This window comes from Pseudomonas sp. B28(2017), assembly GCF_002113025.1.
Classification (GTDB): Bacteria; Pseudomonadota; Gammaproteobacteria; order Pseudomonadales; family Pseudomonadaceae; genus Aquipseudomonas.
Window position 1 is genome coordinate 136157 of sequence record NZ_NEJH01000005.1, and the last position, 21473, is coordinate 157629.

17 protein-coding genes and 1 tRNA gene are annotated in these 21473 nt (G+C 59.4%); 8 read left to right on the forward strand and 10 right to left on the reverse strand.

Annotation, left to right across the window (positions count from 1 at the left end; translation table 11 throughout):
• Positions 1–15: 15 nt before the first annotated feature.
• Entirely contained in the window at positions 16–534 is a 519-nt protein-coding gene (locus tag CAF65_RS16165; RefSeq protein WP_085717170.1) for a cell envelope protein SmpA, read from the reverse strand.
• 320 nt (positions 535–854) lie between these two features.
• Here CAF65_RS16165 and mgtE point away from each other — a divergent pair, with 320 nt between their 5' ends.
• Positions 855–2297: a magnesium transporter gene (gene mgtE, locus CAF65_RS16170; protein WP_085717171.1), complete on the forward strand. Its 1443-nt coding sequence runs from the start codon at positions 855–857 to the stop codon at positions 2295–2297.
• A gap of 103 nt (positions 2298–2400) precedes the next feature.
• Here the strand turns inward: mgtE and CAF65_RS16175 are convergent, their stop codons facing one another.
• From CAF65_RS16175 to CAF65_RS16185, 3 genes are all read right to left on the reverse strand, one after another.
• On the reverse strand, positions 2401–2727 hold the full coding sequence (locus CAF65_RS16175; RefSeq protein WP_003178899.1) for an Arc family DNA-binding protein: 327 nt from the start codon (positions 2725–2727) through the stop codon (positions 2401–2403).
• Positions 2728–3138: 411 nt separating this feature from the next.
• Complete coding sequence (locus tag CAF65_RS16180; RefSeq protein ID WP_085717172.1) at positions 3139–3318, reverse strand: PA3371 family protein; 180 nt, start codon at positions 3316–3318, stop codon at positions 3139–3141.
• A gap of 21 nt (positions 3319–3339) precedes the next feature.
• On the reverse strand, positions 3340–3573 hold the full coding sequence (locus CAF65_RS16185; protein ID WP_085717173.1) for a hypothetical protein: 234 nt from the start codon (positions 3571–3573) through the stop codon (positions 3340–3342).
• Positions 3574–3865: 292 nt separating this feature from the next.
• On the opposite strand from CAF65_RS16185, the gene CAF65_RS16195 reads away from it, so the two are divergent.
• Together CAF65_RS16195 and CAF65_RS16200 are read left to right on the forward strand one after the other, a co-directional pair.
• A tRNA-Arg gene (locus tag CAF65_RS16195) sits at positions 3866–3942 on the forward strand.
• Positions 3943–4207: 265 nt separating this feature from the next.
• A complete protein-coding gene (locus CAF65_RS16200; RefSeq protein ID WP_256578650.1) occupies positions 4208–10699 on the forward strand; it encodes a DUF5801 repeats-in-toxin domain-containing protein in 6492 nt (2163 codons plus the stop codon).
• A 270-nt stretch (positions 10700–10969) separates the two neighbouring features.
• Here CAF65_RS16200 and CAF65_RS16205 read toward each other — a convergent pair whose 3' ends face one another.
• Both CAF65_RS16205 and CAF65_RS16210 read right to left on the reverse strand, forming a co-directional pair.
• Entirely contained in the window at positions 10970–11689 is a 720-nt protein-coding gene (locus CAF65_RS16205) for a response regulator transcription factor (protein WP_085717174.1), read from the reverse strand.
• Complete coding sequence (locus tag CAF65_RS16210) at positions 11686–11949, reverse strand: hypothetical protein (protein WP_085717175.1); 264 nt, start codon at positions 11947–11949, stop codon at positions 11686–11688. The genes CAF65_RS16205 and CAF65_RS16210 overlap by 4 nt, the downstream gene beginning before the upstream one ends.
• A 628-nt stretch (positions 11950–12577) precedes the next feature.
• Between CAF65_RS16210 and CAF65_RS16215 the strand changes: the two genes are divergently transcribed.
• The 4 genes from CAF65_RS16215 to CAF65_RS16230 all read left to right on the forward strand — a co-directional run bounded on the left by CAF65_RS16215 (position 12578) and on the right by CAF65_RS16230 (position 17770).
• On the forward strand, positions 12578–14182 hold the full coding sequence (locus CAF65_RS16215; protein WP_085717176.1) for a tetratricopeptide repeat-containing response regulator: 1605 nt from the start codon (positions 12578–12580) through the stop codon (positions 14180–14182).
• Positions 14179–14871 (forward strand): sensor histidine kinase KdpD, encoded by a 693-nt coding sequence (locus CAF65_RS16220; protein ID WP_085717177.1) that lies wholly within the window; start codon positions 14179–14181, stop codon positions 14869–14871. The genes CAF65_RS16215 and CAF65_RS16220 overlap by 4 nt, the downstream gene beginning before the upstream one ends.
• A 201-nt stretch (positions 14872–15072) precedes the next feature.
• The gene (locus CAF65_RS16225) at positions 15073–16317 is read left to right on the forward strand and encodes a glutamine synthetase family protein (protein ID WP_178076709.1); all 1245 of its coding nucleotides are present in this window, start codon (positions 15073–15075) and stop codon (positions 16315–16317) included.
• Positions 16318–16387: 70 nt separating this feature from the next.
• Positions 16388–17770: an MFS transporter gene (locus CAF65_RS16230; RefSeq protein WP_085717179.1), complete on the forward strand. Its 1383-nt coding sequence runs from the start codon at positions 16388–16390 to the stop codon at positions 17768–17770.
• 62 nt (positions 17771–17832) lie between these two features.
• Here CAF65_RS16230 and CAF65_RS16235 read toward each other — a convergent pair whose 3' ends face one another.
• The 4 genes from CAF65_RS16235 to flgA all read right to left on the reverse strand — a co-directional run bounded on the left by CAF65_RS16235 (position 17833) and on the right by flgA (position 20441).
• The gene (locus tag CAF65_RS16235) at positions 17833–18579 is read right to left on the reverse strand and encodes a flagellar brake protein (RefSeq protein WP_085717180.1); all 747 of its coding nucleotides are present in this window, start codon (positions 18577–18579) and stop codon (positions 17833–17835) included.
• A 93-nt stretch (positions 18580–18672) separates the two neighbouring features.
• Positions 18673–19140 carry a flagella synthesis protein FlgN gene (locus tag CAF65_RS16240; RefSeq protein ID WP_085717181.1) on the reverse strand — a complete coding sequence of 156 codons (468 nt, stop codon included), beginning with the start codon at positions 19138–19140 and terminating at the stop codon, positions 18673–18675.
• A 48-nt stretch (positions 19141–19188) separates the two neighbouring features.
• Positions 19189–19515: a flagellar biosynthesis anti-sigma factor FlgM gene (gene flgM / locus CAF65_RS16245; RefSeq protein ID WP_085717182.1), complete on the reverse strand. Its 327-nt coding sequence runs from the start codon at positions 19513–19515 to the stop codon at positions 19189–19191.
• 167 nt (positions 19516–19682) lie between these two features.
• A complete protein-coding gene (gene flgA / locus CAF65_RS16250) occupies positions 19683–20441 on the reverse strand; it encodes a flagellar basal body P-ring formation chaperone FlgA (protein ID WP_085717183.1) in 759 nt (252 codons plus the stop codon).
• Positions 20442–20524: 83 nt separating this feature from the next.
• On the opposite strand from flgA, the gene CAF65_RS16255 reads away from it, so the two are divergent.
• Positions 20525–21457 (forward strand): chemotaxis protein CheV, encoded by a 933-nt coding sequence (locus CAF65_RS16255; RefSeq protein WP_085717184.1) that lies wholly within the window; start codon positions 20525–20527, stop codon positions 21455–21457.
• The last annotated feature ends 16 nt before the right edge of the window (positions 21458–21473 follow it).

The following is a 21473-nucleotide window of genomic DNA, read 5'->3' on the forward strand; positions in this document are numbered from 1 at the left end:
ACAGAAAGCCCGCATTTAATGCGGGCTTTTTGCCGTCCGGGATTTGGCTTTTCCTTTCGTGCATCCCCTCTCGTCGAACTCCACCTGTGCGCTGCGACCTTTCCGGGTGTTGTAACGGTAGGTCGTGGCTGAATTGCGAATACTGATCTTGTCCGGCTTGCCAAGCGCGCTCTCGACGTCTTGCTGGCTCATGCCCGCAATCACCCGCTGATTGATGATCGCCTCTCGGCGCTCCCTGGCGCTGATCAGGTTTCCACACTTGTCCTGCGTCCGGCCGACCACGGTTGGCTCTCTGCTTTTGTTGTTCATTGATGATGATTCGCGGGGTTCGGCCGGCGGCATAAGCGCCACCGTGCTGCCAGGGGTAAAGGCGCGGACGTCCTGAAGTGAAGCGCGTTCTCCCGCGGCACAGCTCAGCGTGGTAAAGGTAATGCGTCCATCGGCCGCTTCGCAGCGTTGAACGGTGGTGGCGAGCGCCATGGGCAGGGGGCCGAGCAGGCTGAGCAGTAAAAGCAATTGTGAAACCGATGGCATCAGGCGTCCTCCATGACGTTCCTTTTCAAGGGTAGTGGCTACAATTTTCGAAGGGGGTGTGTTTTCTTTTCAGAATACGTCGTCGCATTTTCATGGATCAGGGCGATACTCAAGATTGTTGTGCAAGCGCTTGTTTCAGCCACGATTTTTTAACGTTTAAAACCGTCAGGCGGTGTATCATTGCGCCCGTCAGCCCCGCCGGGGCTTGTGGAATACCTCCATGGACTTACCCAGTAGTTACTCAGTACCCCGTTTCACCAATCATGAATTGACTGATTGATCCTTCCGGCGTGCCCCGCTGCTGGGAGTGGAGTTCGCCTATGTCCGATGTTGAAGTAAAGAAAACGCAGGAAAGCTTGCAGGATCGCCTGGCTCAGGTGGTTGAGTTGCTGCAGCGCCAGCGTGTGGTAGAAGACCTGACTCACCGCCAGGAAGGCCCGCACCATGACCGGGTCGAGAACCTGGTCCACCGGCAGAACCTTGTCGAGTTGCAACGCAAGCTCGATGACCTGCACTCCGCCGACGTCGCCTATATCCTTGAAGCCTTGCCGCTGGACGACCGCCTGACGCTCTGGCAATTGGTCAAGGCCGATCGTGACGGCGACATCCTTCTCGAAGTATCCGATTCGGTTCGTGAATCGCTGATCGCCGACATGGACGATCACGAGCTCCTGGCAGCGGCCAAGGACATGGATGCCGATGAACTCGCTGACCTGGCCTCCGAGCTGCCGCGAGATGTCGTCCATGAGCTCATGGAGACCCTCGACCAGCAACAACGCGAGCGTGTGCGTTCGGCACTGTCCTACGACGAGGAGCAGGTCGGTGCGTTGATGGACTTCGAGATGGTGACCATCCGCGAGGATGTCAGCCTTGAAGTGGTCTTGCGTTATCTGCGCCGTCTCAAGGAGTTGCCGGGTCATACCGACAAGTTGTTCGTAGTCGACTACGACGGCGTCCTCAAGGGCGTGTTGCCGATCAAGCGTTTGCTGGTCAACGATCCGGACAAACAGGTTTCCGAGGTGATGGCCAGCGATCCGGTGAGTTTTCACCCGGACGAAGACGCATACGATGCTGCGCAGGCGTTCGAGCGTTATGACTTGATCTCCGCGCCCGTGGTCGACAAGAACGGCAAGCTGATCGGTCGTCTGACCATCGATGAAATGGTCGACCTGATCCGTGAAGAGAGCGAAAGCGAAGTTCTCAACATGGCGGGTCTGCGTGAAGAAGAAGATATTTTTGCGTCGGTCTGGAAGTCCCTGCGTAACCGTTGGGCCTGGCTGGCGATCAATCTTATTACCGCGTTCGTGGCTTCCCGGGTCATCGGTTTGTTTGAAGGTTCGATCGAGAAACTCGTGGCGCTTGCGGCATTGATGCCGATCGTGGCGGGGATCGGTGGTAACTCGGGCAACCAGACCATCACCATGATTGTTCGGGCCATGGCGCTGGATCAGGTGAGCACCGGTAATACCTCGCGCCTGATGCGCAAGGAATTGGCCGTCGCGTTGATTAACGGCGTGATCTGGGGCGGGGTGATTGGTGCGGTTGCCTACCTGCTCTATGGCAGTTGGTCATTGGGCGTGGTGATGACCGCCGCGATGACGCTCAACTTGCTACTGGCGGCATTGATGGGGGTTCTGATCCCTATGACCCTGGCGAAGATGGGGCGCGATCCGGCAATGGGCGCCAGTGTGATGATTACGGCCATGACCGACAGTGGAGGCTTTTTCATCTTCCTCGGGCTGGCGACAATCTTCCTGCTCTGAAGTCCCGTTCATTGAAAACCCGCCGTTGGCGGGTTTTTTTTGGGCCTGAATTTCAGGCAAAAAAAAAGCCAGCGATCAGGCTGGCTTGAGCTTTCAGCTTGAATCAGGACGCGTCGGCGGCCATTTCAGCGTCATGCGCGATCAGCGAAACCAGGGCGTTTTGCTGTCGATGGGAGAGTTGGCGGAAGCGTTGCAGCAGCTCCCGTTCGTGCAAGGAGAGCTCCGGGCTGTCCAGGCGCATGCTCAACTCTTCTCCCAGTGCGCCTTCCTGAATAAGACTCTGCTCAAGGCGCGCAATGATTTCGGAGTTCATGCTGCGATGATGATTGCGAGCCACCTCGGCAATGCGTTCACGCATTCCGTCTGGCAGACGTACGACGAACTTGTCAGCCGTACGGCTGGAATAAATTGCCTGTTTCAATGGGCGCATATATTTAACCGGTTAGTTCAGGGGAGCGGTTTTCGGGATTGGCCGCAGGATGTCTGGTAGGACAAGCACTCTGACCAAATGTTCAACCTGAATTGATAGAGACGCACATCATGCCTCAAACCAGCCAGATCATTGGCGTCAATTCTATGACAAATATTGAACGGTATAAAGGCGTTCTGCCAGCACCAATTATCAGAAATGCGGACTGGTTTGAAAAGCTCGACCGGGCCGTATTGCTTAATGCATCCCCCGCCTGACTAAAGATTTCTGACGGGAGGAATAAGCGGACTCGATCCCCGTTCCTTGCCTTTACAGGATAGTGGCAAATGGCCGATTTACTAGGGGAAGTCGTATGGAGGGGCGAATTCGGGATGGATGGCAGGCTATTGCAGCGGATCTGCCAGGCCGGGATTAACGCAGCACCGGATCAAACTTGATCTTGCGTCCGGCAATCAGCGCGAGCACGAACAGACTGGTGAAGACACCACAGGCGATCAGGGGGAGGGTGACGACCATGTCCTGGGTCAATGACAGATGAAAAATGCCGCTCGACAAGGCGAGGATGAAAAAACTCGCGGCTGATCTGGACATGCTGTGCTCCTGGTGGGGGATTCAAAATACCAAACGTTCGGATGATGGCGCTGCAAGCAGAGTGTTTTCCTTGCTCGCTTGCGGGCTGACAAATCCGTGCCGATCACTCAATTCCGCCAGTGGCGGCGCCTTTTGCAACTGAAGGTAATGCGGCATACGTTGGGCAACCTGCGTAACGCTGCTCTCGGGAATAAAATGAAATCCCGGTAAGACTGCCAGTACGATTGCATTCGAGAGTAAAAGGACGCTGTTCATGGCGCGGGCCTCGGTTGCTCTGTGAGAACAGTAGAAGCAGCGGGCATGCCAGAGTCTATCGGCAAATAAAATCTTTAAAAACAATGAATTAAGTTATTTTTTGGTAAAGCGCCACATTGCATTTTGCATGGGTGGCTTTTTGCAGTAATGCAATTTGCACGGTAAACAGGTCCGCCCCCGGCAGAGGTGTCTGCCTACACTTAAAAAGCCCTACGGACGACATGACAAAAGCGGGCCCTGCCGTTAACATGCACGCCGTCCATCGCGCCGCGTTTCGTTGCGGCCGACTTGTGTCTCAGTAGCTCAATTGGATAGAGCATCCCCCTCCTAAGGGGAAGGTTGGCAGTTCGAACCTGCCCTGGGACACCATATTTTGCAGATCCCCCCGCCTGTTTCCTGTATCAGCCCTTCATTTTCGCAACCTGTAGACAAATTCAGGTGCCTGGATGGATCGAATCCATCAACTCTACCTTCGCGACTTTCCGTCTCCCCTCCCAAGTAGTCTGAATCTCCCATTCCGCCTGGGAGTATCGGCCAATGTGCAGCCTCCGCCGCTTGTTCATAGTTGTGACCAATAGAACCGAAAATGGTCCACGGTCGGCCCCCGATGACTGGACCCACTGAGGAGAAAGTCATGACTATGCGCAAGAAAACCTCATCGTCAACGAGTGACCTGGCCAATATCGCCGGTGACCATCCTTCACCCGTCAGCCACGACTGGACTTTTACCTATGTGAGCGATCGATCCCGCCTTTACACTCCGCTCGTCACCACCGACCTGAAAGACTACGCCCCCGGCAGCACTGCCATCATCACGGCCAGCGGCTTCTCCGCCGGCAGTACAGTGACGCTCGAAGTGGACCACGCCATCGGTGCTGGCGCGGATGGTGTGTGGGGCACGTCCGACGATGTGCTCGATACCAACACCGGCGCGGGGCACGAGCCCTGGTCTGTGACCGACGGCGGCGCCGGCGATCTCGACGGCCAGGTCAACGGCAGCGTCACCACCTCATGGTACGTGAATCCCGACGACTCGGCAGGCGCGACGTTTTTGCTTACAGCTACCTCTGCGGGTGCCGATGGAGTCGTCGGCACTGGTGACGACACCGTGGCGACAACGTCGTTTACGGACAGCAGTCCGGGTGCCGTGGCGACCGGTGTGACCGTTACACTGGACGAAACGGCCGGGTTGCAGAACGGTGCTGCCACTCCAGTCCCAGCAGGAGACGCTGACGACAACGACACGTCATTGACCTTGCCTACGGCGTTTTCTGGCCGGCTGGCGACACTGCTGGCCGCTACCGCTCCGACAGAAACCTTGATTGGCGCCGCATTGAGTGGTTACAACGGCTCAAACACAGGCCTCAATGCGTTCACGATCGCGCCCGCTGCCGGCGGAGTCATCACGGATATCCGGTTTACCAAAGCAGACGGCACCCTGCTCGATGGGGTGGATAGCGAACGCGACACTGCTGGCGGTGTCAGCATTTACCTCTATACCGATACGGAGAACAACAACGTTCTCCTTGGTCGCGCAGCCAAATTGAATGGCGACGCAGACCCTGCCGGTGCGATCGTCTTTGCTGCCTATATTGAAGAGACCGGATCGCCGGTCACTGGTGGCAAGATCTGGACGGTGCTGTACCAGCCGCTCTATCACGGAGATACCGGCACCCCCGACGACTCGATCAATCTGGATCAGAAGGTCTTCATTGGCACCAGCGAGGACACGAATTTCAGCCTGGCTGGGGCGCCGTCGGGGCAGCAGTTGTTCCTGATGTTCACGACCGAGGGCGCGACGGCCGATGTGAACGGTCGGATTCCCGGTGTCTCGATCATCGTCACGGGCAAGAATCCGCTGGATCAGTCGGCAAGCAGCGCTGCCATCACCAGCGCCGATACGGTCAACAGCAGTCAGGGCGGCGGCAACACGACTCTGGGCACCAATAACCAGGCGATCACCGAACAGGAAGGTCTGCGCTTCAGCTTTGTCACCGGTGCCAGGGCGGACGTCACGATCCCCAACCTGAGCCCAGGCGAAGCGGGTGTCGAATCGAACATCGACTTCACTCAATACTTCGGCGCCCGCGCCGCGACCTTCAGAGTCGTGCAGGAGACGGGTGGCACGACCGCGAAAGTCTTGCTCACAGCCTTCAAGAACGCCGACAACGTCGGCGGGTCGCAGAGCGGCGAAAACTTCATCAACAGCTACGCCAACGACAACGGCGAAAGGGTCGCAATCACCAACGGCAGTGTCACCGTGAAGACGTTCGCGGGCGCCACCGTCACCAACGCTGTCATCACCTACAACGCCGACGGCACAGTGCTGATCACCGGCGTTCCGACCGACTCACAGATTACCTACGGCACGGCGACCGACCATAACCGCGTGTTGATCGAGAACGCCGGGTTGCTGACCGCCAAGAATGGCGATAAGACGCACGCAGACTTCGACATCGGTGGTTTCAAGGTGTTGCAGACCAACACGGTAACCACCGAAATCGGCTCCAAGATCGTCTTCGAAGATGACGGACCAAGCATCAGCACCACTGGCACGGAGCCGACGCTGACGGTGGATGAAACGGTACTGGCGACCAACGCCACCCAGAGCTTTGCCGCCAACTTCACCTCGGCGTTTGGCGCCGATGGTGCCGGCACTCTGACCTATGCGCTGGGCGTGGTGGCCGGAGCTTCCGGGCTGACCGACACGGCCACCGGCGAGGCGGTGAACCTGTCGCTCAATGGCACGGTGGTGGAGGGCCGAACGGCCACGGGCAACTTGCTGGTGTTCACGGTCAGTGTGGCTGCCAACGGTGATGTCACCCTCGACCAGCTCCGCGCCGTGGTGCATTCCAACACCAGCAATCCCGATGACTCGACGAGCCTGACCTCGGATAACCTGGTAACACTGACGGCAACCAAGACCGACAAGGACGGCGACAGCGCCCAGGCGACGCTGAACATCGGACAGAACCTGGTGTTCAAGGATGACGGACCAAGCATCAGCACCACCGGCGTGGAGCCGACACTGACGGTGGACGAAACGGTGCTGGCAACCAACGCCACCCAGAACTTTGCCGCCAACTTCAGCTCGGCGTTTGGCGCCGATGGTGCCGGCACTCTGACCTATGCGCTGGGCGTGGTGGCCGGAGCCTCCGGGCTGACCGACACGGCCACCGGCGAGGCGGTGAACCTGTCGCTCAATGGCACGGTGGTGGAGGGCCGAACGGCCACGGGCAACCTGCTGGTGTTCACGGTCAGTGTGGCCGCCAACGGTGATGTCACCCTCGATCAGATCCGCGCCGTGGTGCATTCCAATACCAGCAATCCGGATGATTCGACGAGTTTGACCTCGGACAACCTGGTGATGTTGACGGCAACCAAGACCGACAAGGACGGCGACAGCGCCCAGGCAACCCTCAACATCGGGCAGAACCTGGTGTTCAAGGACGACGGACCAAGCATCAATATCACCGGCGTGGAGCCGACACTGACGGTGGACGAAACGGTGCTGGCAACCAACGATACCCAGAACTTTGCCGCCAACTTCACCTCGGCGTTTGGCGCCGATGGCGCCGGCACCCTGACCTATGCGCTGGGCGTGGTGGCCGGAGCCTCCGGGCTGACCGACACGGCCACCGGCGAGGCGGTGAACCTGTCGCTCAACGGCACCGTAGTGGAAGGGCGTACGGCCACGGGCAACCTGCTGGTGTTCACGGTCAGTGTGGCCGCCAACGGTGATGTCACCCTCGACCAGCTCCGCGCCGTGGTGCATCCCGACGCGACCAATCCGGATGATTCGAAGACGTTGACCTCGGACAACCTGGTGATGTTGACGGCAACCAAGACCGACAGGGACGGCGACAGTGCCCAGGCGACGCTGAACATCGGGCAGAACCTGGTGTTCAAGGACGACGGACCAAGCATCAGCACCACTGGCGTGGAGCCAACGCTGACGGTGGACGAAACGGTGCTGGCAACCAACGATACCCAGAGCTTTGCCGCCAACTTCAGCTCGGCGTTTGGCGCCGATGGCGCCGGCACCCTGACCTATGCGTTGGGTGTGGTGGCCGGGGCTTCCGGGTTGACCGACACGGCCACCGGTGAGGCGGTGAACCTGTCGCTCAACGGCACCGTGGTGGAAGGGCGTACGGCCACGGGCAACTTGCTGGTGTTCACGGTCAGTGTGGCTGCCAACGGTGATGTTACCCTCGACCAGCTCCGCGCCGTGGTGCATTCCAACACCAGCAATCCCGATGACTCGACGAGCCTGACCTCGGACAACCTGGTAACACTGACGGCAACCAAGACCGACAAGGACGGCGACAGCGCCCAGGCGACGCTGAACATCGGACAGAACCTGGTGTTCAAGGATGACGGACCAAGCATCAGCACCACTGGCGTGGAGCCAACGCTGACGGTGGATGAAACGGTACTGGCGACCAACGCCACCCAGAGCTTTGCCGCCAACTTCAATTCGGCGTTTGGCGCCGATGGCGCCGGCACCCTGACCTATGCGCTGGGCGTGGTGGCTGGGGCTTCCGGGCTGACCGACACGGCCACCGGCGAGGCGGTGAGCCTGTCGCTCAACGGCACCGTAGTGGAAGGCCGTACGGCCACGGGCAACCTGCTGGTGTTCACGGTCAGTGTGGCCGCCAACGGTGATGTCACCCTCGACCAGCTCCGCGCCGTGGTGCATCCCGATGCGACCAATCCGGATGACTCGAAGACATTGACCTCGGACAACCTGGTGACACTGACGGCGACCAAGACCGACAGGGACGGCGACAGTGCCCAGGCGACGCTGAACATCGGACAGAATCTGGTGTTCAAGGACGACGGACCAAACATCAATACCACCGGTGTGGAGCCGACGCTGACGGTGGACGAAACGGTGCTGGCAACCAACGATACCCAGAACTTTGCCGCCAACTTCAGCTCGGCGTTTGGCGCCGATGGCGCCGGCACCCTGACCTATGCGCTGGGCGTGGTGGCGGGTGCTTCCGGGCTGACCGACACGGCCACCGGCGAGGCGGTGAACCTGTCGCTCAACGGCACAGTAGTGGAAGGCCGTACGGCCACGGGCAACCTGCTGGTGTTCACGGTCAGTGTGGCCGCCAACGGCAGCGTCACCCTTGATCAGCTCCGCGCCGTGGTGCATTCCAACACCACCAATCCGGATGATTCGAAGACGTTGACCTCGGACAATCTGGTGACACTGACGGCGACCATAACCGACAAGGAGGGCGACAGCGCCCAGGCGACGCTGAACATCGGGCAGAACCTGGTGTTCAAGGACGACGGACCGAGCATCAGCACCACCGGCGTGGAGCCAACGCTGACGGTGGATGAAACGGTACTGGCGACCAACGCCACCCAGAGCTTCGCCGCCAATTTCACCTCGGCGTTTGGCGCCGATGGCGCCGGCACCCTGACCTATGCGCTGGGCGTGGTGGCCGGGGCTTCCGGGCTGATCGACACGGCCTCGGGCCAGGCGGTGAACCTGTCGCTCAATGGCGCTGTAGTCGAAGGCCGCACAGCCACGGGCAACCTGCTGGTGTTCACGGTCGGCGTAGCCGCCAATGGCAGCGTCACCCTCGACCAGCTCCGCGCCGTGGTGCATTCCGACGCCAGCAATCCGGATGATTCGAAGACGTTGACCTCGGACAACCTGGTGACGCTGACGGCGATCAAGACCGACGGGGACGGAGACAGCGCTCAGGCGACGCTGAACATCGGGCAGAACCTGGTGTTCAAGGACGATGGGCCGGCACTCGCTTTCGGCAACCTGATCGGGACCGGTAGTGTCCTTGCGCAATCCGGGTTCTGGAATATGGCGACGGGAGCCGACGGGCTGGGTGCGGCCGGTCTGGATATCTCGTTGGTCAATAACCAGTTCACCCTCGTCAGGCCGGACAACACGACCACGACCGGGACCGGCACGCTTCACGAGCTGTCGCCATCACCGGATGTCAATGGCGCGTACCAATTCACGGGAACCTTGACCGGTGATTTCGACAACAACGCCGCAACGGCGAATACCACCGTCGACTACACGTTGACCGCCTACGCCGATGGTCGCTATGCACTGGATCTGGTGCAAGGCTTCAGTTCGACGATCGTGCTCAGCAGTGCCGACGGCTCGCTCGCAGCCGGCGGCCCGGATTCGGTGCGCACATTGTTGATTCCGCAGACGAGTAACCCGGCTATTCCTTCGACCTCCGAGGAGATCGTATTCTTTTCCGCGAAGGCGCTGGCGTCGACCTCGGACATCCTGGCCGGCATCGGGCTCGGAGCACCCGACCCCACCGAAGCCGCGCTACAGACCAACCCGCTGCCATCGTACATAGACCCGGCGGCCATGAACGTCAGCACGTCCGGCATCGGCGTCGGCAACAACGTTTTCCAGGGAGATAACCTGGCGGCAATCAGCGCAGCCGATGAAAGTTTCGTCATCAATCCAGAGAGCCTGCTGACGGGAATGAAGGTCTTCATCGACAACTCCGTGGCGGGTTACAACACCGCGACCGAAGACCTGTACTACCGGATCTACTACGCGGATGGCACGTTCTCGAACCGCGTCGAGGTGAACACCCTGACTCCGGAGGCGGGCGGACAGGTGTCCTTCCTCATCCAGAAGGAGGGTGCGACACTGATCGACGCTGTTCAGCTGACGATGGGCCGGGGCGATGTCAAGATTCCGGTGATCCAGTTCATTCAGCAGAGCGAGAGCCTGGCCAGCGATGTCCAGCTGGCGTTCAGCGCGACGCTGACGGACAAGGATGGGGACTCGGCGACGAGTACATTCGATGCCAACCTGTTCGCCAACGACCCGGCCAACGCATCCTTCGACTTCACGCTGGTTGGCACGGCCGGTGAGCAAGATGCGTTCAACATCGATCTGTCAGTCAATCAGCACCTGTACCAGGTCAACGGCTTCGATGCGGGCCCGGGCTTGCGGGACAAGCTGGTGCTCAACGGCGACCCGAACGCCGTTGTCCAATCGATCAACAACACCGGCCCAGACAGCGTCGTGACGGTTACCGAGACTGGTGGACAAACAACGACCATCACCGTGGTCGGGGTTGATGTTCAGAATACCGACATCTTTTTTGGCAGCGCCTGAAGCATTGCGCGCGAGAACGGATGCGAGGGTGGCGCAGGAGACCACCCTCGCATTCTTTTTGCGGTTCCAATACGAGATTCCCGTGATCGCATCTGCTGTGAACTGGCGAGCAGCACAGGGCTTAAAGAACAGGATGGCTCAGCAGGATAGGCCGAGAACGACTTGAACATTCTGGGCACTCTGTTCCAGGCCACTGACAAGGACGGCGACACGCTGACGGCCACCCCACCCTGAAGGTGAGGGGCAGACCGTCTTGTATTGACTTGAAGTTCAATCCATCTCCACCCAGGAGGACTTGGGTGGTGTTTCGTTGTTGGTGAGCCCGTGTTTCAGCGCATACATCAGCAAGTCGATGCGGTTGATGAGATTCAGCTTCTGATAGATGTTGCTGAGGTGGTTGTGCACGGTGTGCTCGCTGATCCCCAGGCGCCCGGCGATGCTCACATATTTGGCGGATGGTTCGCCCACGATGGCGCAAATCAGCTCTCTCTCGCGCAGCGTCAACCGCGCCTGTTTCGCTTGCTCAAGATTGCATTTCACGGGTACATGCCCGGTCGCGGCATAGCCGGAAAGGCCGCCAGCCCAGGCTCTATCCATTGTGACGTCGCTATGGTGGACCTTGAGGATGGCCTGGATAATCGATTCCGTCGGGTCTTCCGCCAGCACGATGCCGCGAGCGCCAGCCTCTATCGCCCGGGCAGCGGGGACGGCTTCGTACAGGCCCTTGAACAGCAGCACTTTCATTTCAGCGTTGCGGGTGAGTCCCGCGACGACCTCCAGAGGATTCAGCGCATCCGGAAAGAAGCTGAAAAAAATGACATTGGGCCGCAACTGATCGGCAAGCTCCAGCGCATGGGTATAGGTGGTGGCCTGGCCTGTCACTTCCATTCGGGGCTTTCTGGCATCAATCAAGTCATGCAGGCCCTTGAGCACGAGGGGGCGGCAATCGATCAGCATCACGCTTATCGGCTCTTTTGGGTCGGTGATCATCTTCCTGACCCCCTTGAAGAACCAACGATGGACTCTGCCCTCTGGCCTTCGAGGGTCAGCAACTGGCTTGTATGGTCGCCGCGATTGAAGGACAGATTTGAACGCCAGGAGGCCGCGATGGTACCCGCCCAGGCATTGGCACCCACCGGCCCCGGGGTCATCTCCATCAACAGCGCCGGCAGCGAGGGCGAACATTTCCAAAGGGCAGGCAAAGCCCGAGAGAGAAAATAAATACGAATAATGATCAATGGATTGCACATGACGATGTACTCCCTCACCCCTCAACGGAGTCTAGGTCAGCCCAAGGGGCTGCCAGCCTGACCATCCGTCAGTCGTCAATGCAAGCCCAGTGCAGGCAGGCCTGATCGATGCTCTCGAGAGGGGAGGGAACCCTCGAAAATCAAGGCATTAGGCTCGTCACAGGTGATCTGCAACCAAAGTCTGATCCTGATCAAAATCGTCAATTAGTCGACGAATGGCATTAACTTAAGAACGCTATTTTTGGCTTGTCAATTTATCGGCGTATCTTGCCGGGCCGAGCCACCTGCAAGCCAGGGCTTGGCGAAATCAGTGAATAGCAATTGCCGGGCGTTCATTTATCAGCACTTTCTTGTGCGCGATGTCTCGTTTTCAGTAACGCCTTCACCTATTCGGGGTGAGCGTTGGAGGAAGGTTCTCAAGGGAACACCACTGCTGGCCGATAACACGGGCAGTCAGGGGCCATTTTGCCTTTTGCGGTTGGCTTTGGGGTCTCATTTCTGTGAGAGGGTGTTTGATAGCCTAGTGCCACTCGCTATCATCTGCGCGCCAAAACAGGGGGCTGCGAAGCTGAGTCCGTCCGTGTATTTGCCTTTGGGTTGTTCTTCTTAATTTGCCTGGAAATCTTCGATGCTGTCGTATCACCAAAAGCGTTTTCTGATCGTCGATGATTTCTCGGATTTCCGCAGTTCGGTTCGGTCGATGCTGCGCGAACTGGGTGTCAAGGAAGTGGACACTGCCGATACCGGCGAACAGGCGCTGAAAATGTGTTCGCAGAAGCAGTACGACTTCATCCTGCAGGACTTTCACCTGGGTGACGGCAAGAAAAACGGCCAGCAGGTGCTCGAAGACCTGATGGAGGAAAAGCTGATCAGCCATGAAGCGGTGTTCGTCATGGTCACCGCCGAAACCAGCCAGGCCATGGTGCTCAGTGCGCTGGAGCACGAGCCCGATGCCTATCTGACCAAGCCCTTCAACCGTTCCAGCCTGGCCCAGCGCCTGGAGCGCCTCGAGCAGCGCAAGACCCTGCTCAAGCCAATCCTGCAGGCCCTTGACCGTGGCAAGCCGATGGAGGTGCTCAACGCCTGCATCGCCTTGTGCAAGCAAGACATCCGCTATTCGCCACTGTGCCTGCGCTACCGCGCCGATGCCCTGCGCGACCTCAATCAGAACGAAGCGCTGGAGCGGCTGTACGACGGCATCATCGCCGACCGTCCGTTGCCATGGGCGTTTGCCGGGTTGGGCAAGTTGCTGTTCAAGCGCGGCCAGGTCGGGCAGGCCAAAGGCATCTACGAAAAAGCCCTGAAGGTCTTCCCGATGATGCCGTCGCTGTATGACGGCATGGCTGACGTGCTGGTCGCCGAAGGGGACACCAAAGGTGCACAGCGCGTTCTGGAAGAGGCGATTCGCCTGTCGCCGCTGGCGGTGCGCCGGCAAGCGTTGCTGGGCAAGCTGGCGATGACCAACGAGGACTTCGACACGGCGGCCAAGGCCTATCGCCAGGCCGTAAGCCAGGGTGCGCAGTCGCGGTTCAAGGATGCCGAGAGCAACCTCGGCCTGGCCCACGCATTGATCAGCAAGGGTAGCGAAAGGGGGCTGGACACGCGGACCCGACTGGAAATCAACACCACGTTGAGCGCCGTGGCCAAGGAAAACCCCTCCGATCCGGGCCTGCAGATCCGCGCGCGCCTGATGAAGGCCACCAGCCTGTTGCTCAACGATGCCGAGACGGCGGACAAGCTCACCGAGCAAGCCCTGTTGCGCCTGGATGGCATGGAGCAATTCATGAGCGCCGAAGCGGCGTTGGTGGTGGCCAAGCAACTGAAAATGCTCGGGCAGAGCGAGGCCGGTACTGCGATGCTGAAAAACTGCGTGGAAATCTACGGCGACGATCCGGCGGTCATGAAGGACATCGCCAAGCAGACCGACGACCCGAGCATCCTCAATTCCGGTAACGCCGCTGCGGAACTCAATCGTCAGGGCGTGCGCGTGTACAAGACCGGCAATCTGGTGGAGGCCCGGCAGGTCTTTCGCAAAGCCCTGGCAATGCAGCCCAAGAACATCAGTATCGCCCTGAACCTGGCGCAGTCGTTGTTGCACGGCACCGATACCAGCGCTCCTTCAGCGGAGCTGGAAGAGTGCCGGACCTGCCTGAAAACGGTTGGCCTGATGCCCGACACCGACGCGCGCTATCCGCGCTACCAGAAGCTCAACAGCAAGGCGTTTGGCCAATGAACGACAACCGGCAGGCACTGGATTTCTCCACGGTGATCGCCTCTACCGTGCACGACATGAAGAACTCGCTGGCCATGCTGATGCAGGCCCAGAGCCAGTGGCTGGCGCGATTGCCGGAGTCGGCGCAGCAGACGCCGGAGCAGGGAGTGATCGACTTCGAGTTCGCCCACCTCAACGGCATGCTGGTGCAGTTGCTGGGTCTGTACAAGCTCGGCGTCAACCAGATGCCGTTGCAACCGGCCTACCATGAACTGGATGATTTCATCGAAGCGCAGTTGGCTTGTCATCAGGAAGTGTTCGCCAGCCGCGGCATCATGGCCACCTATGAAGTGGACCCGCTGAGCCCGCTGGGTTTCTTCGACCGCGAGTTGATCGCGTCGGTATTGGCCAACTGCATCAACAACGCCATTCGCTTTGCACGGCATGCCATTCTGATCAGCGTCAGCGACGAAGCCGGGCAACTGGTATTGACCATCAATGACGATGGCGAGGGGTATCCGGCGCAGATGATCGAGCGTCAGGCCGATTACGTGCAGGGCATCAATCAAAGCACCGGCAGCACCGGGTTGGGCCTGTACTTTGCCGGGCGAATTGCTGCGTTGCATCAACGCAACGGCGTTGGCGGGCGCACCGAAATCGGCAATGGCGGTCCGTTGGGCGGTGGAGTGTTCCGTCTTTACCTGCCCTGACAGGCAGCATATTTATCGACGCTGCTTGAAATTCCGAACACGCGGAGCCTATTTTGTACGGTCGCCGTTCGCGGCCCGCACAATAACAAGGATAGCGTCATGACCACCGTTGGCCTGAGTTCACTCGCGCAGCGATTGACGGGCATTGATGAAGTTGAATGTGTCACGCCGGATTTGAATGGCGTACCACGGGGCAAGGTGATGACCTGCGAGGGGTTTCTCGACGGTCGACGTTTGCAGATGGCGCGGGGCGTGCTGCTGCAATGCATCATGGGCGGATACCCGCCGGCGCGTTTTTACGGCAGCGACGACGGCGACCTGGCGCTGATCCCGGACCTTGCACAAATCCATCGTCTGCCCTGGAGCCATCCGCCGCGTGCTTTTGCCATTTGTGACGCGGTTGAACTGGGCACCACCACCAGCTGCAATCTGTCGACCCGTGGTCAGCTCAAGTCGGTGATTGCCCGTTACGCAGCCCGCGGCCTGGCGCCAGTGGTGGCGACCGAGCTCGAGTTTTTTGTCTTCGCCCCCAACACTGATCCGACCCAGGCTTTTCAACCGCCGCTGGGGCTGGACGGTCGTCGCGAGGATGGCCATTCGGCGTTCAGCGTCAGCTCCAACAATGGGCTGCGTCTCTTCTTCAATGAAGTCTACGAGTGCATGGCTGCGTTGGGGTTGCCTCGCGATACCTTCATGCACGAAATGGGTGTCAGCCAGTTCGAGATCAATCTGCTGCATGGTGATCCGCTGTTGCTGGCCGACCAGACGTTCCTGTTCAAGCACCTGCTCAAGGAAGTTGCCCTCAAGCATGGTCTGAGCGTGGTGTGCATGGCCAAGCCGTTGGCGCATACGCCGGGCAGTTCGATGCATATCCACCAGAGCGTCGTCGAGATCGATTCGGGGCGCAACGTGTTCAGCGATGAGGCGGGGCAGGAGACGGCCACCTTCCGCCATTTCATTGCCGGTCAGCAAGCTTGCATGGCCGACTTCACCGCGCTGTTTGCGCCGAACGTGAACTCCTATCAGCGCTTGTGCCACCCTTACGCCTCACCGAACAATGCCTGCTGGTCCCACGACAACCGGGCGGCTGGCCTGCGCATTCCGGCCAGTCTGCCGGTGGCCCGTCGGGTCGAGAACCGCTTGCCGGGCGCCGATGCCAATCCGTATCTGGCGATTGCCGCAAGTCTGGCGGCGGGGTTGCATGGCATCGAGAACGCGTTGGAGCCGAGTGCGCCGATCCAGGGTGAATTCGAAGTGCCGGACAATCTTTCGTTGCCGTGTACCTTGCATGCGGCAATTGAGCGTCTGAAACGTAGCCAGTTGGCGAAGGAACTGTTCGGTGCGCAATTCATCGAAGGCTACATTGCTTCGAAGACCCTGGAGCTGAGCAGTTTCCAGGATGAAATTACTCCCTGGGAACGGCGTGTTTTAGCCGCCCAGGCCTGACGATCCGTCGACATCCGGCTATCGTTTAGCGATAGCCGATTCTCACTGCAAGGAGCCGCTCGGAACGCCGATGCGCCAAATCTGGAAATCCTTTCGAGCGCTGTATTTCGCCTCGCTGATGATGTTGATCGGCTCGGGCCTGTTGAGTACTTACCTGGGCTTGCGCCTGGCTGCTGATCATGTCGACAGCCTGTGGGTCGGTGCCTTGATGGCCGCCAACTACTTCGGCCTGGTGCTGGGGGGCAAGATCGGTCACCGGTTGATTGCCCGGGTCGGGCATATCCGGGCCTATTCGGCCTGTGCCGGGATTGTCGGCGCGGCGGTGCTGGGCCATGGCCTGATCGATTGGCTGCCGGCCTGGTTGTTCCTGCGGGTGATCGTCGGCCTCGGCATGATGTGCCAGTACATGGTGATCGAGAGCTGGCTGAACGAGCAGGCCGAAGCCAGGCAACGCGGGTTGGTGTTCAGCGGCTACATGATCGCCTCTTACCTGGGCCTGGTGATGGGGCAACTGATTCTGGTCATGCACCCGGCGCTGGGGCTGGAGCTGCTGATGCTGGTCGCCCTGTGTTTCGCACTGTGCCTGGTGCCCGTGGCCCTGACCCGTCGGATTCACCCTGCGCCGTTGCATCCGGCGCCCATGGAACCACGGTTCTTTATCAAGCGCGTGCCACAGTCATTGAGCACGGTACTCGGGGCAGGCCTGATCGTCGGTTCGTTCTACGGTCTGGCGCCGCTGTATGCCTCGCAGCAAGGGTTGTCCACGGAGCAGGTCGGCCTGTTCATGGGGTGCTGCATTTTTGCCGGATTGCTGGTGCAGTGGCCGTTGGGCTGGTTGTCAGACCGCTACGATCGGGCCGTGTTGATCCGCAGTTTCGCTTTCAGTCTGGCCCTGGCGGCATTGCCTTTGGCGATCATGCCGCAGGTGCCGCTGGAGATTCTGTTTGTCGCCGGTTTCGTCTGCTCGCTGGTGCAGTTCTGCCTGTATCCGTTGGCGGTCGCGTTCTCCAACGACCATGTCGAAGGCGATCGCAGGGTGTCCCTGACGGCAATGTTGCTGGTGACCTATGGCGTTGGTGCGAGTATCGGGCCACTGGTGGCAGGCGTGCTGATGAAGTTGTTCGGCAGCCAGATGCTTTATGCGTTTTTCAGTTTCTTCTCGTTGGTACTGGTGTGGCGGATTCGCCCGAAAGCGGTGACCAACCTGCATCAGGTGGAAGATGCGCCGCTGCATCACGTGGCCATGCCGGACAACATGACGAGTTCACCACTGGTGGCCTGCCTCGACCCGCGTGTTGACGAGCAGGTGGTGCAGGAGCAGATGCACAGTCCGGTAAGTGCCGGGCCAGAGCCTGATTCAGAACCTGAAACTGTCACCGAAACTGAAACCGATCAGTCACCGGAAGATCCTGATACAGGGCGGGACCCAAACCTCAGCGAGGTCAGGCCTTAAATCCCGGGCACAAAAAACGGGCAGTCATCGCAAGGGGCTGCCCGTTTTTTGTTGGTGCTCTATCAGATGTCGTCTTTGTCGAAGCGGCGCGCTTCGCGTTGCAACTGGTAGACGAAGCGTTCGACCTGACGCTGCACCAATCCACTCATGTTGTGGAAGCGAACGCCGGCGAAGGTGGTGGAAATCTTTTCTTCGAAGTGCAGATAACGCAACTCGACCGGAGCGGTCATTTTGCCAAAGGGCAGGTCGGCACTGAAACGGTCGTACACCTGGCCCAGTTGCAGGCTGCCAGTGATGTCGCCGTCGAAACGCAGTTTGCAGCCGGTCGCGGAAATATCCAGCAGCTTGCCGCTGATGGGGGCCTTGAGCTTTTCGCCGTCGAGGTTGACGTTGACCAGTTGTGCCAGCTTCAACGCTGCGCGGAACGCATTGCGGCGCTGGTGGTACACCACTTCATCGGGCAGGGCGCCACGATAGCAGCGGCTGCCACCGGATTCGTCGATGTTCAATTGGCCGTTGCTTTCCCAGGCAATGCGCACGCCTTCGTGGAAGCCTTCGACCTTGAACGGTTCGCCCGCCAGCAGGTAGCGCTCGCCATCTCGGGGAATCATTTCGTCCAGGGCAATCATGTTGCTGTCGCGGTCCAGATCCACCAGATAGCTCTGGAAGCGCTGGCTGCGCTCGTGGAACGTGATGATCAGCGGGTCATGGCTTTCGAGCAGCTGGCGCAGGTTGCCGGAGATTTCCAAGGGCGTGGAGAGCACCTTGGGTGGCTGCGGAGCATCATCCACGTTTAAGGCATTGGACACGGTTAATCAATCTCCAGACAAAATTTGACTACGGCTAGCCAGCATTTTGCCAGCATTTTTTGCGTCTTGGATAGAGCGGGGTCATCGAGCGGGCTAAGCCTGGCTGAGCGGGCGTGGCTTAACAAGCTTGGAGAATGTTCCGCTGGCATCGTATAGCGCCGGGGTTTCACCGCCGGTGAGGATTTTCAGCTGGGTGGCCGTAGCGGCCTGCTGAGTGAGGATCGACTGACCGTTGTTGGCGTTGATGGCCTGGCACTGGGCCAGGAGATCGGTCAGCACGTCACTTTGCGCCAGCAACTGGTCGCCAATGCTCGACTGACTGGCCAATTGCTCAAGACCGCCACGGTTGGTCGGCAGGTTGAGGCTGGCGAGAGTTTCACTGCGCTTGCGGCCATGCTGTTCGAGCAAGACGATCAATGCCTGTTTCTGCGCCAGGATGTCCTCGAGCAATGGCATGTCGCGGCCATGCAATGCGAGGGATTCGGTCTGCAGTAATTCCAGCAAGTGTTGCGCTGGAGCAAAGTCGTCGGTGATCAGTTGCAGTAAATTAGTGTCGTGCATGGCTGGCCTTGGGTTTTAAGCGTCCAAAAGCCTGGCGCCGGCGGTGGCCTAGCGCTGGGCTTCGAAGTTGAGCAGTTTGCTGGCTACACGGTTGCTGTCGACCTTATAGCTGCCATCGGCAATCGCTGCTTTCAACTCGGCCACGCGGGCTTTGTCGACGGCAGGCTGATCGCGCAGCTTGTCAGTGACCTTCTGCAACTGTTGAGCCTCATCGCTGAGGTGTACCGATTCCCCGCTTTTGACGGTACCGGCCTGTTCGGCCGCGGACTCCAGCGGCACGGATTTGCCGGCTTCGGCGCTTTCCTTGCTGGCGCTGGTGCGTGTACTGCCCGTAAGGGACGAGGAGCTGTTCAAACGGCTGAAATCGATGACCATGATAAAAAACCTCTGGGAATTTGGACGCTTGCCATGGTTTCGGCCATTCCCTGGAAAACTTTAGGTCCATTTATCAATGAACCTCGCGCGCGTCAGCGCTTGCCCTGCATGGAGCACAGTCTAGGGAACAGCCGCGGCAAGTGCCACATTCCGGTGAGCCGAGAGCCTTACATGGACACTTCCACCTGCCCCGGCGCCATGACCTGCGCCTTGATGACTCGCTGGGAATTGAGGTTTTTCACCCGGATCTGTTCGCTCAGGCTGCCGTTTGACAGGGCTTCACCCGGCATGCGCACGCTGAGCGTACCGCTGCGGGCGGTAATCACTACCTGATCACCCTTGCGGATGACTTCGGCCTGTTCGATGTGCACCAGGGTAATCACCTGGTCGGCGACCGTTGGTCGGGTCAGTCGCTGCCCGATCGCCTGATCAAGGGAGGTCAGGTAGCCCTGGCTGATCAGGCTGATATCGCGCTCGCGCAGGACCACGTCCCCAGGCTCGACAATGGCGGCGCGGCGCAGTGGCCGTGCGGTGGTCACGACATCGCGAAACAGGCGGACTTGAGCGGGCACGAAGACGGTCCAGGGGGTGGCGCCCTCGCAGCGAACCTTGACCGTGACCCGTCCCAGCGGTTTGGGGCTCTCAAGCGTTGCTGTCAATTCCTTGTCGCACATCGGCATGTGCATGCGCGGATCGAGCGGGTTGACCTGGATCTCGTAGCGACCTTCCGTTTGACTGGTCGCGAGATAGTCTTCTACGGTGAATTCAAGAAAGCCCTGAGTGACGCCGATAAGCATGTCAGGCAAGGTAACCGCGTCAGCAAGGGCAGGGCTGCCAGCGTTGAACAGGCAAACAGCCGCCAGCACGCCGAGCAATTTGCGGCAGGGTGTGGTCAGGCGTCGAAAAAATGTCGGTTCTGTGTTCATAACGATTAAAAAAGCAAGCGCCGTGCCGTTTAGTGATGAAGGCGCGTCGCAACAACACTTGGCGTTGGTGTAGGAGTCTGGGCATGGCTGGTGTAATGGATGCGGTAAACCAGCGCACGCAACTGGTGGGGCAGAATCGCCTGGAGCTGTTGTTGTTCCGTCTCGACGGTCAGCAGCTGTACGGGATCAACGTGTTCAAGGTTCGGGAGGTGCTGCAATGTCCCCAACTGACGCTGATGCCCAAGTCCAGTCCTGTCGTGTGCGGTGTAGCGAACATCCGGGGGGCGACCATACCGATCCTTGATCTGGCGATGGCGACCGGCTCCGGTGCTTTGAAGGACAAGAACAATCCCTTTGTGATCATCACGGAGTACAACACCAAGACCCAGGGTTTCCTGGTCCGCTCGGTGGAGCGCATCGTCAACATGAACTGGGAGGAGATCCATCCGCCACCCAAGGGCACCGGGCGCGATCACTACCTGACGGCAGTGACGCGGGTTGACAATCAGTTGGTCGAAATCATCGACGTCGAGAAGGTGCTGGCGGAAGTGGCACCGACGCCGGAAGCGATTTCTGTCGGCGTGGTGGATGTCGAAACCCAGCACAAGGCGCTTTCGTTGCGAGTGCTGACGGTCGACGACTCGTCGGTGGCACGCAAGCAGGTCACACGTTGCCTGCAAACGGTCGGCGTCGAAGTGGTGGCGTTGAACGACGGTCGGCAAGCGCTGGATTACCTGCGCAAGCTGGTCGATGAGGGCAAGAAACCGGAAGAAGAGTTCCTGATGATGATCTCCGATATCGAGATGCCGGAGATGGACGGGTACACACTGACGGCGGAAATCCGCAACGACCCGCGCATGCAAAAGCTTCATATCATCCTGCATACTTCGTTGTCGGGAGTTTTCAATCAGGCAATGGTCAAGAAGGTCGGTGCCGATGACTTCCTGGCCAAATTCCGCCCTGATGACCTGGCATCCCGGGTAGTCGACCGGATCAAGGCTGCAGATATCAGCTAGGGGCCTGCACCCCTGG

What these genes read in the sequence shown, in the direction of transcription:
- CAF65_RS16165 (WP_085717170.1), bottom strand. Translation starts at nt 534, where the DNA reads ATGCCATCGGTTTCACAATTGCTTTTACTGCTCAGCCTGCTCGGCCCC.
- mgtE (WP_085717171.1), top strand. Translation starts at nt 855, where the DNA reads ATGTCCGATGTTGAAGTAAAGAAAACGCAGGAAAGCTTGCAGGATCGC.
- CAF65_RS16175 (WP_003178899.1), bottom strand. Translation starts at nt 2,727, where the DNA reads ATGCGCCCATTGAAACAGGCAATTTATTCCAGCCGTACGGCTGACAAG.
- CAF65_RS16180 (WP_085717172.1), bottom strand. Translation starts at nt 3,318, where the DNA reads ATGTCCAGATCAGCCGCGAGTTTTTTCATCCTCGCCTTGTCGAGCGGC.
- CAF65_RS16185 (WP_085717173.1), bottom strand. Translation starts at nt 3,573, where the DNA reads ATGAACAGCGTCCTTTTACTCTCGAATGCAATCGTACTGGCAGTCTTA.
- CAF65_RS16200 (WP_256578650.1), top strand. Translation starts at nt 4,208, where the DNA reads ATGACTATGCGCAAGAAAACCTCATCGTCAACGAGTGACCTGGCCAAT.
- CAF65_RS16205 (WP_085717174.1), bottom strand. Translation starts at nt 11,689, where the DNA reads ATGATCACCGACCCAAAAGAGCCGATAAGCGTGATGCTGATCGATTGC.
- CAF65_RS16210 (WP_085717175.1), bottom strand. Translation starts at nt 11,949, where the DNA reads ATGTGCAATCCATTGATCATTATTCGTATTTATTTTCTCTCTCGGGCT.
- CAF65_RS16215 (WP_085717176.1), top strand. Translation starts at nt 12,578, where the DNA reads ATGCTGTCGTATCACCAAAAGCGTTTTCTGATCGTCGATGATTTCTCG.
- CAF65_RS16220 (WP_085717177.1), top strand. Translation starts at nt 14,179, where the DNA reads ATGAACGACAACCGGCAGGCACTGGATTTCTCCACGGTGATCGCCTCT.
- CAF65_RS16225 (WP_178076709.1), top strand. Translation starts at nt 15,073, where the DNA reads ATGACCTGCGAGGGGTTTCTCGACGGTCGACGTTTGCAGATGGCGCGG.
- CAF65_RS16230 (WP_085717179.1), top strand. Translation starts at nt 16,388, where the DNA reads ATGCGCCAAATCTGGAAATCCTTTCGAGCGCTGTATTTCGCCTCGCTG.
- CAF65_RS16240 (WP_085717181.1), bottom strand. Translation starts at nt 19,140, where the DNA reads ATGCACGACACTAATTTACTGCAACTGATCACCGACGACTTTGCTCCA.
- flgM (WP_085717182.1), bottom strand. Translation starts at nt 19,515, where the DNA reads ATGGTCATCGATTTCAGCCGTTTGAACAGCTCCTCGTCCCTTACGGGC.
- flgA (WP_085717183.1), bottom strand. Translation starts at nt 20,441, where the DNA reads ATGAACACAGAACCGACATTTTTTCGACGCCTGACCACACCCTGCCGC.
- CAF65_RS16255 (WP_085717184.1), top strand. Translation starts at nt 20,525, where the DNA reads ATGGCTGGTGTAATGGATGCGGTAAACCAGCGCACGCAACTGGTGGGG.